This is a genomic window from Acidovorax cavernicola, from assembly GCF_003581445.1.
The window spans coordinates 79,974-91,733 of sequence record NZ_QXMN01000026.1 but is presented as its reverse complement, the minus strand read 5'-3'; the positions used below and the strand labels follow the sequence as shown (position 1 = coordinate 91,733).

General features: G+C 65.3%; 9 protein-coding genes and 1 pseudogene. 1 reads left to right on the top strand and 9 read right to left on the bottom strand.

Features of this window, described 5'->3' with window-relative positions; genetic code table 11:
* From D3H34_RS19990 to D3H34_RS19960, 7 genes and pseudogenes are all read right to left on the bottom strand, one after another.
* Positions 1 to 181: pseudogene (locus D3H34_RS19990) on the bottom strand (energy transducer TonB); the annotation flags it as partial.
* 106 nt (positions 182 to 287) lie between these two features.
* Entirely contained in the window at positions 288 to 1,529 is a 1,242-nt protein-coding gene (locus D3H34_RS19985; RefSeq protein ID WP_119555985.1) for an NAD(P)/FAD-dependent oxidoreductase, read from the bottom strand.
* A 13-nt stretch (positions 1,530 to 1,542) separates the two neighbouring features.
* Positions 1,543 to 1,905, bottom strand: coding sequence for a RidA family protein (locus D3H34_RS19980; protein ID WP_119555984.1), 363 nt, complete (start codon positions 1,903 to 1,905; stop codon positions 1,543 to 1,545).
* 103 nt (positions 1,906 to 2,008) lie between these two features.
* Complete coding sequence (locus D3H34_RS19975; protein ID WP_119555983.1) at positions 2,009 to 3,124, bottom strand: aminotransferase class I/II-fold pyridoxal phosphate-dependent enzyme; 1,116 nt, start codon at positions 3,122 to 3,124, stop codon at positions 2,009 to 2,011.
* Entirely contained in the window at positions 3,121 to 4,584 is a 1,464-nt protein-coding gene (locus D3H34_RS19970; RefSeq protein ID WP_119555982.1) for a M81 family metallopeptidase, read from the bottom strand. The genes D3H34_RS19975 and D3H34_RS19970 overlap by 4 nt, the downstream gene beginning before the upstream one ends.
* Positions 4,585 to 4,601: 17 nt before the next feature.
* Positions 4,602 to 5,906 carry an MFS transporter gene (locus D3H34_RS19965; RefSeq protein ID WP_119555981.1) on the bottom strand — a complete coding sequence of 435 codons (1,305 nt, stop codon included), beginning with the start codon at positions 5,904 to 5,906 and terminating at the stop codon, positions 4,602 to 4,604.
* Positions 5,899 to 7,506 carry a serine hydrolase domain-containing protein gene (locus tag D3H34_RS19960; protein ID WP_119555980.1) on the bottom strand — a complete coding sequence of 536 codons (1,608 nt, stop codon included), beginning with the start codon at positions 7,504 to 7,506 and terminating at the stop codon, positions 5,899 to 5,901. Before D3H34_RS19960 ends, D3H34_RS19965 begins: the two co-directional genes overlap by 8 nt.
* A 76-nt stretch (positions 7,507 to 7,582) precedes the next feature.
* Here D3H34_RS19960 and D3H34_RS19955 point away from each other — a divergent pair, with 76 nt between their 5' ends.
* The gene (locus D3H34_RS19955; protein ID WP_205736767.1) at positions 7,583 to 8,167 is read left to right on the top strand and encodes a TetR/AcrR family transcriptional regulator; all 585 of its coding nucleotides are present in this window, start codon (positions 7,583 to 7,585) and stop codon (positions 8,165 to 8,167) included.
* On the opposite strand, the gene D3H34_RS19950 is transcribed toward D3H34_RS19955, so the two are convergent.
* Entirely contained in the window at positions 8,127 to 9,173 is a 1,047-nt protein-coding gene (locus D3H34_RS19950; protein WP_119555978.1) for a dipeptide epimerase, read from the bottom strand. The two genes, D3H34_RS19955 and D3H34_RS19950, sit on opposite strands and share 41 nt — an antisense overlap.
* A 15-nt stretch (positions 9,174 to 9,188) precedes the next feature.
* On the bottom strand, positions 9,189 to 11,453 hold the full coding sequence (locus D3H34_RS19945) for a TonB-dependent receptor (protein WP_119555977.1): 2,265 nt from the start codon (positions 11,451 to 11,453) through the stop codon (positions 9,189 to 9,191).
* Between the last annotated feature and the right edge of the window lie 307 nt (positions 11,454 to 11,760).

Below are 11,760 nucleotides of genomic sequence, written 5' to 3'. Positions count from 1 at the left end.
GTGGTGGAGGGGGCGGCTTGGTCTCGTCCACGATGCTGACTTCCACCGGGGACTTGATCACGTCCACGACCTGCCGCGCCAATCCGCTGACAAGCGCCCATCCCAGCAGCAGGTGCAGCAGCACCACGATGCCGAAGCCGACCAGCCGCCCCGTGGGTCGGCGATTCTCATTGAAATCCATTCGATATCCTCCAGGCGCCGCCAGGGCTGGCGTACGACCTTCATGTACTGCGGACTCGTCTTCGCCCCGCGCGGGGCGGCGACTGAGTCCTCGGGGTGCGCCGCGACTAGCATGGAAACCTCGAGGGCGAAAACGCCGTCGCCTCCGTGTAGGGCGTGCCACCTTCGAGCAGGTCTGCCAGGAGCCGCGCGCTGGCCGGCCCCAACGTGAAGCCGTGGTGGCCGTGCCCGAAGTTGAACCACAGGCCCTTGTGGCGCGGCGCACGACCGATGACTGGTTTCATGTCGGCACAGCAAGGCCGGCTTCCGAGCCACGGCTGTGCCTCGACCGGCAGCCCGAGGTTCAGCAGCTTGCGCACCTCGGCCTCTGCGCCGGCGAGCTGACGTGGCGTGGAGGGTGCATCGATGCGCGCGATCTCCGCACCGGTGGTGATGCGCAGGCCACGTCGTTGCGAAGACATGACGTAGCCCCGCTCCGCGTCCAGCGTCGGCACGTTGACACCGTCGCCGCCTGCGTAGTGCCGGTGGTAGCCCCGCTTGATGAACAGCGGCAACCGGTAGCCCATGCGCCGCGTCAGCGCACCGGACCAGGGTCCCAATGCCACCACGGCATGGCGCGCCTGCACGACGCCTTCGTCGAGACGCACCTCCCATCCGCCAGCGCGTTCACGCAAGCTGCTCGCGTCTCCTCTGGCGAATCGGCCACCACGTTGCCGAAACGCGCATTCGTAGCGCTCGACCAGCGCACCAGGATCGCTCACGCTCCAGGAATCCAGCCAGTGGACCGCACCTGCCATGGGGATGCGAAAGGCAGGCTCGGCCGCAGCAAGGGCGCGCGCATCGAGCAGATCGAGGCCGATCCCATGGTCGCGGTGCAGCTGCTGCGCATGCGCGGCTGCGGCGTCCATCGCGTGACCGCTTCGGTACATCAGGCGCAGTCCTTCGCGTCGCACCAGGTCCTGCGCACCCGCGAGCGCCATGTAGCGCCCGTGCTCTTCGGTGACATGGGCAATCAGGCCGGCATATGCCTGACCAATGCGTCGGTGCCGCGACGGCGCCGAATGCCACCAGTAGCGCATCAATTGCGGCAGGGCTCCGAACAGGCCCGCGGCCTGATAGTGGATGTCCAGCCCACGACCGAAGGCTGCGGCAAGGATGGCGCGCACATCGCGGGGAAAGGCATAGGGCTCGACCGCTTCGCGCTGGATGACGCCTGCATTGCCATAGGACGTCTCGCGCCCGGGCGGCTGCCGGTCGACCAGCGTCACGGCATGGCCGCGCAGCGTCAGTTCGAGTGCGGTGCAGGTGCCGATCATGCCGGCCCCCAGCACCACAATGTCGTGTGCCATCTGGATTCCGCCCTCAGGATGGCGAGCGCGCCGCGGCCACGACGGAGATCTCGATGGCTGCAGGCGCCAGCAAGAGCTGCGCAACGACGGTGGTGCGTGTCGGCAGAGGGGCGCGGAAGTGCCGACGGTACGCTGCGTTGAACTCCGCAAAGTCTTCCGCCCGCGCCAGATGGACAGTGACCTGCACCACATCCGCCAAGCCCAGGCCCATGCTGCCGAGCGATGCCTCGATGCGCTGCAGCGTCAGATCGGTCTGGGCTGCGATGCCCTCGGGCATGGGGCCTTGTTCGGCAATGGGCAGTTCGCCCGAAAGAAAGATCAACCCGTTCGCGCTGCGGATCTTGGAAAACGGGAGTTGGGTGTCGGCGATGCTCATCTGGTTCCTCTTGCATGCCCGCGGATGACGCAGGCGAAGTCGTTGGTGAATCCGGCGAAAGAGACCCGTGCATCGGGCACGGGGTTGTGTGGCGTCCGCCCGCCTACAGCAGGCTGCGCAGCGTTGTCAGCAGCCGGTCGATGTGTTGCGGCGTGTGATCGGCAAAGGTGGCGCACCTGAGCACGCCCTCGGGACCGGCGCCCACATAGGTGGAGTAGGCGATGAAGATGCCCTGATCCCACAGCGCGGCCTGGATGCGCTGCATCTCCTGCGCACCGCCATGGACGAAGGTTGCGACGGGACCATCGCTGTCCTCCACCTTCAGGCCGAGCTCGCGCAATCCGTCTTTGAGCGCACGTGCGTTGTCGCGCAGTCGTACCAGGATGTCGGGATGCTGGCGGATGTGGCGCAGGCTCTGTGCCGTCATGGCCGCGCCTGCCGAGCACCCCAGCACGGCACCGCGCGCCACCGGGGTGCGCCACAGCGATGCGATGGCTCGTGCCGAGCCCAGTGCCAGTCCGCCATGGGCGCCAAAGGCTTTGGCCGTCGATCCACCCGTCACAACGTGCTCGAACGAAAGGCCGGCGGCCTCCACAGCGCCGCGTCCACGCGGGCCCAGCGTGCCGAAGGCATGCGACTCGTCGACCACCAGCCAGCCGCCGCGCGACGCGATGGCCCTCGCATAGGCTTGCAGCGGAGCGATGACGCCGAACGTGGGGAACATGCCGTCGGTGGCGACGAGCGGTCGCTCGCCCGGACCCAAGGTGCGCTCAAGGCTGCGCGCCAGGTCGTCGGCGTCGCGGTGCGCGAACAGATGTACCGGCTTCCCGGTCGCATTGGCGCCGTCGCGCAGGCTGTAGTGGGCGCACTCGTCGAGGTAGATGGCGTCGCAATCAGGCGCGAGGCCCGCCAGCGCGATCAGGCCGAACAGATAGCCGGTGCCGAAGTACATCGCGTCGTCGACATCGAAGAAGCTGCGTGCCTCGGCCTCCGCCTCCTGGTTCGCGCCCGCGCTGAAGCCGTAGTGGCGCGCGAGGTGCGTGCTGGCACCGAACTGCCGCAGGGCGGCACATCCGGCGTCCAGCAGTTCGGGCGCGCTGCCCAGGCCCAGGTAGCTCGAGCCTCCGAAGCAAAGGAGTGTGCGTCCGTCGACCACCATCAGTGCCCCGCTGGGCGACTCGACGCGGCCGCTTGCCGCTCGTGAAATGGAAGTCGTCATGCGAGATGCGGTGCCGGGTTGTCGATGGCGGGGAAGAAATGGATATCCCGGCGCTGGTAGGGCAAGCGAGCGAAGTCCATCGACAGCGCCGCACCGGTCTCGATGACATGGCAGTCGGTGGAGAGCTTCGAGAACTCAGCGTAGTAGTGGTGGCTCGATTTCACCGAGATGATCTGCGCCTCGTGAAGTGGGACACCCAGGCCGGTGAAGGCGGTCGGCGACAAGGTCTGCTGCCGGCGGCTGCACAACACGATGTCGGTGGTTCCGCATCTCACCCATGCCGCGCGGCCCAGCGGATCGACGATGCTGCCGACGGTCTGCGAGTGTTCCTGGACAAGACCGCGAACGGTGACATTGATCTCCAGCGAGCGGCCCGATCCGGCACCGGCCTTGCCTCCCACGCACAGCCGCAGCGGGGCATCGATGCCCACCCCGAAGCACGCGTCCACGGCCTGCGGGTCGCACACCATGCCCACGACGCTGCGCAGGTCGGTGCGCTGGACAAGCGCCGCGAGCAGCACGGCGTGATCGCCCGGCGCCCCGCCACCCGGGTTGTCTCCCGCGTCTGCCAGGATGCGCGGCACGCCACTGCGAGGATCGAACCCTTCGAGGGCTTCGTCGACCGTCTCCAGATGCGGCAGCATCGTGCGGCGCACCCGGTACAACGCCTGGGCGAGCTCGGTCGCCACCGCTGTGGCAAGCGCCTCGTCACCGTCCGCCACCACAAGGACCTTCGTGCCTGCGTCGCCCACGTCACCCCAGGGGAAACCATGCACCAGGCTCGCGGACAGGACACCGGGACGTGCCTCGGCCTCGCGCAGCCGGTCCACCAACCCTCGCATCGGCTGGGACGTGGTGGGATAGAAGCCCACCATCCGGCAATCGGCCACCGCCATCACAGGGCGCGTCGCACCGGTTGCGGCGCCGCGGCACACGTCGAACAGCTCGACGGCTCTTTCCTCGTAGTCGACATGCGGATATTCGCGCATCAGGATGATGGCGTCCGCATGCCGGGTCATCGCCGCACTCATGTGGCAGTGGGGATCCAGCTCCACGCCGATCACGCACCGGGGCCCCACGAGCTCACGAAGGGCTCGAATCAGGTCGCCCTCGCAGTCGTCCTCACCTTCGGCCACCATGGCGCCGTGAAGAAAGAGCAGGACCATGTCCAACGGCATGGCGGCCTTCGCTGCGGCCAGGATCTCGCCGCGCAGCTGCGCATACGCCTGAGCCTCCACGCGCCCGGCCGGCTGGGCGATGGCATAGACCCCTTCGTGAATCTCGTCGCCGTGGCGGCCGGCGGCGCGACGCCACTGCGCCACGATCGGGCCGACATCGCCCAGCGCCTGGGACGGCGCAGGTCCGCGGATGATGCCCAGTTCCTCGAAGGAGGCGAGGGTGGTCGGAAACGTGGAGAACGTGTTGGTCTCGGTGACCAATGCGGATGTGAATATCTTCATGAGGAAACCTGCGTGGATCAAAGTGCGCGCAAGCGCGTTGCGAGCGGAACCATCGTGAAAAGCGCGATCACGAGAACCGATGCAGGTGCGACCACCCACAGAGAGGCCAGGCGATCCAGCGAGGGCTGGGCGACTCCCGCATCCAGGGGCCCCACCCAGTCCAGGCCGAACCCGACGACGATGCCGCCGAGCGACTGACCCAGCTTCTCGGCCGAAAACAGGATGCCCAGGTACAGACCCAGGCTCTCGCCCTGAGCGGAGGAACGCGTGGCTGTTTCCATCGCCAGCGTGCTGATCAAGACGGTCAGGCCGCCGCACGCCAGACCAAAAAGCGCCCCACCTGCCACCATCGAAGGCATGGTGCGAGGACCCGCGGTGAGCCAGCCAACGCCCAGCAGGGCCAACCCCAACGCACCACCGAGGATGACAGTTGGCCGCACACGACGCGCGAGCCATGGCGCCGCCGTGACGCCCAGCAGGAGTGCAAGGAAGATGGGCGTGAGCAGGACGGAAAGGTTCTCGGGTCCCGCATGGAGCAGGTGCTTGTTGGCATACGGCAATGCGCTGAACAGCGCTGTCGAACTGGTGCCGAGCAGGACGAGGATCAAAGCAACGCCGTAGAAGGCCTTGTTGCGCAGCGTCGCACGCAACGCCTTCGGCAGCGACGGCGCTTCCTTGCTTTCGACGCCGGTGCGCAGCGGCACTCGACGCACCACCAGCCAGCAGATGGAGAGTGCAACGAAGGCCCCGACTGCGAGCACAGCGGCCATGCCGAGATAGCCGCCATGAAATGCACTGAAGCGGGCGACGATCTGCGGGGCTAGCACGGTGACGAGCAGCCCCGCAATCGTCTGCCCGAGCGCCCGGGAGGACATCAACGTGCTGCGGTCTTGCATGCTGTCGCACATGTCGCTCGCAATGGCCGTGTGCGCCACGGTGAACACCGTGAGCATCAACGATTGCGCGACCAGGAGAACACCCAGCAGCGCAAGGCGCAGGGACAGCGGAAGCGATGCCACGGGCAGGAACAGCAGCAGCAAGAGGACCGGCAGCGCAAGCGCATTGATCGCGATGAGCTGGCTCCTGCTCCCCATGGCGCGCGCGGCACTGTCCGTCCGACGCCCGATCCAGGGGTCGAACAGCAGGTCCGCAAGCTTCGGGATGGCGAGCAGGACACCCGCGATGGCCGGTGGGACTTTCGCAAACTCGGTCAGATAGAAGAGAAAGAGCAGCGGCACCACGCCCGAGCTCAAGGTGGACCCGAACGCCCCGGCGCCGAAGCCCGCGACGGCTCCCCGCGAAGGCGCACGAACATCAGCCATGAACAGCGTCTCCGGTGAAGCGCAGCTGACGGGTCCGCGCTGTGTCAAGCAGCAGCTCGCGACGTCCGTCCTCCCCGGTAATCAGGCGCAGCGTCCCGTGCATGGGGATGACAGGGTCCTCGCTCACCATCAGGCAAGTGTTCGCGAGCAGCGGTTTCAGCCTGTAGGTGTTGCGCCCGTACAAACCTGCCACGCGCATCGACTCGGGCCGCCCTTCGCCGATGACGATGTCACCGCCGATTTCCTCGCTGTGCCATCTGCCGGCGAAGTGCGTCACCGCGTTGTCGACTTCGTTCGATGCATCAACACGCTCGCAGCGGTAGCGTCGGCCCTGCTCGGTCACGTCAATCGCAGTGACTTCTCCATGTTCGTTGCGAACGATATCGACACTGAGCACGATGACCGAAAGCAGGTTCACGCGCAGCGCACCCGACTCGACCTGGGTGAGCGGCAGCGGCAGGCCGAAGCTGTGCAGGAACAGCGCATCGCCGTTCCGGGCGACGGAAAAATGTCGCCCATTGGAAGCACAGTAATAGTCGCCGCCCAGCGCCTCGACCAGATCCGGGTTTGCTGGTGCCTCCGCTGGTTCGAGCACATCTCCCAGCAGGGCGACGAACAGCTTCTGGGCGACCTCGGTGGCCGCGACATCGCTGCGATTGCTCATGACGACGATCTGAACGCCGTGCGCCGGCGCGGCGAGCATCTGGCAGGTGCCGCCCACCACGCCACCCGCATGATGGAAGATGTCCACACCCCGCCATTTCTCCCGGACGAGGCCGAAGCCGTACGGATTCAGAAAGCCGTTGTTCAGCTCGGCTGGCGCCATCATCTCGTCGGACAGGGACTGCGGCCAGATCCTGGGCGATACGAGATGGGTCAACCAACGCTGCATGTCATCGAGGGTCGAAGCGATCCCGCCCTCACCCAGAATCACCGCCGGGAAGATCCCCTTCGAGAATCCACCGTCGGGCTTTGCGACGTGCGAGGTGGCACTGCCCAGCAACGGGTCCAGATCGGTCGCCCACAGGAACGTGTCGTGCATCGACAGCGGTTCGAACAGGCGCTCTCGCAGCCCCTGCGCCAGAGGTACGCCCAAGACCCGCTCCAACACCATGGAGAGCATGCGGTAGCCGCCGTTGTTGTAGATGAACTGCTCGCCGGGCTCGAAGTTCTCTTCGTACTGCCGGCACTGGTACTCGAAGGCGCCTTCGCTGGGCACGACGGTCATCCCATTCGAGAACAGCGAGAGATCGAGATAGTCACGCGTCCCACCCGTGTGGTTCATGAACTGACGCAACGTGCGAACGCCCTGGCTCGCCGGCAACTCCGGCAGCCATCGGGCGACCGGCTCGTCGATCGACAGCGCGCCTTCGTCGCGAAGCAGCAATGCCAGAGCACAAGCAAAGTGCTTGGTCGTCGAGCCGATGCGCATCTTCGTGGACGGCGTGTTGACCATGCCGGAGTCGAGGCTTGCCAGGCCGTAGCCGCGGCGCAGCAAGGTCTTGCCGCGTTGCTCGACGCTGGCGATCAGGCCCGGTGCGTCGTTGCGATGGAGGTCGGAGAGCACAGCCTCCAGCTTTTCGATAGGGGTCGCGGTCATTGTGTGTTTTCCAATCCTAAAATGAACGAACAATCATTTAAATTTTTGAAACATGCCCAAGAGAGACGAAGCTCACATGGCCGCGGTGCGGCAGCAGATCCTTGCCGCCGCCCGCGTCGTCTTCGAGCGCAAGGGGGTTGCCGAAGCCTCAATGAGCGATGTCAGCACCCAGGCCGGGTTGTCGGTCGGGTCCATCTATGTCCACTTTCGCTCCAAGGAGGACGTCCTGCTGCAGCTCATCGAGGCTGCCGAGGTCAATGCCGCGCCATTCGAGGCATGCAGCAGCGCCGGTGAGCTTCTGGGACTCGTGGAGTCGTCGCTCAAGCTCCAGGAGCGGCCCGACGCGACGAACCAGGTCGCCCGCACGGCGCTGGAGATCGCGGCGATCACGCGGCGCAACCCGGATGTTCAGGCGGTCGTCTCGAAGAACTTCAAGAATCTGCGCCGTGCCTTGCTGGAGACCGTGGTGCGCATCGGGAAAGAGGCGAACCATCTGGAGGAAAGCGACATGCTCGCCGTTGGAGAATCCATCCTCTCCTTGCTCGTTTCCGCACAGGCACAGATGCTGATCGGCGTACCGACCAACACCGAGGCCAAGATGAAGGCCGCCCGGCTGCTGATCAGGCTTCTGCATGGCGCACCGGTGAGAGTGAAGCGCTGAGCGACGCCGGCTGCCCGTCTGCCAAGGGCATGAATGCAGCATCGTCGAAAGCGATGAGTCCGTCCGCATAGGTTGCGGATGGAGCCGTATCTGAAGCCATGAGCAAGGGGGCATCAAGGTCGACCAGATCGGCCCACTGGGCTGCGATGAACGCGGGCAGGATCGCGCGAGAACGCCCCCCCATGCACCCGACCATCACCTGCAGTCCACGCTGACGCGCTTCGTGTGCAAGCGTCAGCGCTGCACTCAGGCCTCCGCACTTGTCGAGCTTGATGTTGGCCACCTGGTACATCTGCGCAATGCGCTCCAGATCGTCGATCGTCTGCAACGACTCGTCGGCGGCAAGCGGAATGGGGCAACCGCACCCTCTCAATGCATCGTCGTCCGTCGCGGGAAGCGGCTGTTCGATCAGTTCGACCTGGTTCGCCAGAAGCGCAGCCATCATCCACTCGAGATGCGGCATCGTCCATCCCTCGTTCGCATCGATGGACAGGCGGACATCAGGCCTTTCCAGGCGAACCGCAGCCACACGTTCGGCATCTGCAGCACTGCCATCCAGCTTGAGCTTGAGTGCCTTTGCCATCGGATAGGCCAACGCCGCCTGAGCCATCTTGTGCGGCTCGTCGACGCCCAGCGTCACCATGGTCATCCGGGGCTTCACCGTTTGAAGGAACGCCATGCGATAGGCGGGATCGCCGCGCTGCGCAGCCACGAGTTGCCACAGCGCCCAATCGAGCGCGTTGCGAGCGCCGCCAGGCGGCATCTTCTGCACCTCACGCCAGGCACCAAGCAAGTCGTTCGGCAGTCGCTCGCTGATCGCCTCCACCTCCTGTTTCATGCGCGGGCCACTCTCCCCGCGATAGAAGACACCAGCCGCTTCGGCATGTGCCACATGACGCCCATGACGCACCTCGATGCACAGCACCGACTGCCCGGGCAGTACGCGGCCTGCGATGACCAGCGGCTGCCGAAAGCGGATGTCCTCCGCAAAAGCCTGAACTTGCATAGCCTGCGATCGTCCTCAGGAGAAGTCCATGCTGAACTGAAGACCGATGGTGCGCGGTGCGATCAGATTGACGCGAGCTGGACCACCTGCGGTGCTCAGGGTGGTGTCGGCTGCCGTCTGGCCCCGACGGTTGGTCAGGTTGCGCACAAACAGCCCGATGTTGGCCTTGCCGATCTGCACACCGCCACGCAGATCGATGGCGGTGTACGCCGGCATCCGATAGGCGGGAATACCAGGCGCTTCCTTGAAGCTGTTCCAGCGGTCACCGGTGTAGCGCAGCGTCGCACCGAGGTAGGCAGGGTTGCCGCCAAGCCTGAAGTCGTAGTCGGCCTGCAGCGCGAGCGAAAGCCGAGCCGTGTTGGGCAGTCGCTCGCCCGCCTTTCCGCCGAGGTCGCGGCTGTCGTCCACAAGCTTCGCGTCAATGGCGCTGAGCGCAGTGGCCAGGCGCAACGAGTCTGTCGGCGCTGCACGCACCGTCCATTCGATGCCGCGCGAGCGAGCCCGTCCAGCGTTGCCGATGCCGGAGAACCCGGCGCTGGACGTGAAGACCTGCATGTCCTTCCAGTCGATCTGGTAGAGCGCGACTTCTGTCGTGAGGCGACCCGGCACGATGTCACCCTTCCATCCCACCTCGTAGCTCCAAAGACTGTCGGACTTGAACGAGGAGTTGTTGAGCGCGGTGCCGTCCAGCGGATTGATGACCAGCGGAAGCGGACCGCCAGGGCGATAGCCGCTTGCAGCGCGGACATAGACCGCCTGCCGCTCGGCCGGACGCCAGCGACCCGTCAGCAACCAGGTAGTCACCCCTTCAGAGGACTGTGACGCCGGCTGCGGTGCGGGGGCGAAGATACCGCTGAAGCGCTGGTCCAGATGCTGGCTGTTGCGACTGCGACGCACGCCCAGGGTGATGTCGGCTTCAGGTGTCAGGTAGTAGGTACCGGTTCCGAAAATCGCTGTTTCGCGAAATGTCGACGGAAACCTGGCATCCGCCAACACCGGACTCTCGGGCTGCTGGAAGGCATTGAAAGGCCGAAGGTTCTGCGTCTTGGAGCCAGATTCGTTCGTATAGAACATGCCCGCCAGCCATTCGAACTGGCGACTGCGTGGCGATGTCAGTCGCACTTCCTGCGTCACCTTCCTGTTGTTGAAGGTGTAGTCCATGCCGTACGCGGCATTGACGATACCGGTCGGCGCCAGCAGTGGACTGTAGAGCGCGGAGGAGTCCACCCGCCCGAGACTCGACGTACGCTGCCACCCGGTGATCGAATCGAGAGTGGCCCACTTCAGGTCCACCTTGAGGGCGGCCGAGACGAGGTCGTTGCGCACTTCGGAGGGCTCGCTCAGAAGCAGCCGCTTGGTCAGCGCTCCATCCACGGGCCGTCCCGTGGCGATGTCTACATCTTCCGTCGAAGCACCGTCGCGCCGCTGTTTCTGACTCAACGCAGTGAGGCGCAGCGTGACGTCCTTTGAAGGTGTGAGCAGCAAGGCGACGCGAGCGCCATCTGTCTTGGAGCCGTCGACCAGGCGGCCGCCGTGATTGACGTCGCGCACGAACCCGCTCTCGGAGCGTTGGTACAACGTAGCGCGCAGTGCAGCGACGCCCTCGCTCAGCGGCACGTTCAGCATGCCGCGCAGCACATGACCGCTCTTTCCGCCTTTGGTGCTGGAGGTCTCCGCGGTCGCTTGCGCACTGAAGTAGCTCGGATCGGGTTCAACAGCCACGTACTTGATCAGCCCTCCCATCGCACCGGCGCCGTAGAGCGTGCCTTGCGGGCCGCGCAAGGACTCGACACTGGCGAGATCGAACAGGCCAAGGTCCAGCGAACTGGAACCGCCACCCGCATAGGCGGAACTCGACCCGAACGGCACATCGTCCACGTACATGCCGACCGTTGCTCCCACTTGCGAGCCCGTAGAGATGCCACGCATCGTGATCTGGCTTCCGCCAGTGCCACCACCCGACTGGTTGTGATTCATGCCGGGCAGGAGCGCTGCGAGGTCGCTCAGCGATTGATAACCGCCGCGCTCCATGTCTTCGCCTTTGAGGACATCGGCGGTCAGTGGGACCTCTCTGGCGGGTTCGCGCCGGCGCTGGGCTGTCACGCTGACCGACTCAATCGTCTTCGGCGCACTGGCAGGCTCGATCGGAGGCGCGGCGGATGAGGGCGCACTGGATTGCGCACCGGCCAGGAGATGCATGCCGCCGCATGCAATGGCAACGGCCAGGCGCAAGCACGGCGCCTTGAACTGGAATCTGGAGGAGGGAGGATGGATCAGCATTTGTCTCGCTTAATAATGAATGAGCCTTCATTTTTTAATAATTGTGCGGCGTTTCGAAGCACAGCGCAAGAACTTCGGGGCTGGCGCTGCGCTGGGGTATTCCCTAGGCGTCGAGCTCCGGAAACGATGTGCCCATCGCGCCGCTTGCCTGGTTGAAATGGAGGTTTGTTGCGGCTTTCAGAACGAGGCGCGCGATCTGGACGGCTGTGCGCAATGGGTATCAAGCGCGCGGCAGTGAAGACAGAAGATTCGCCAACAGCGTTGACACAACACCGCGCCGTCTGCGTTGGGCGTCGCACTCATTGCC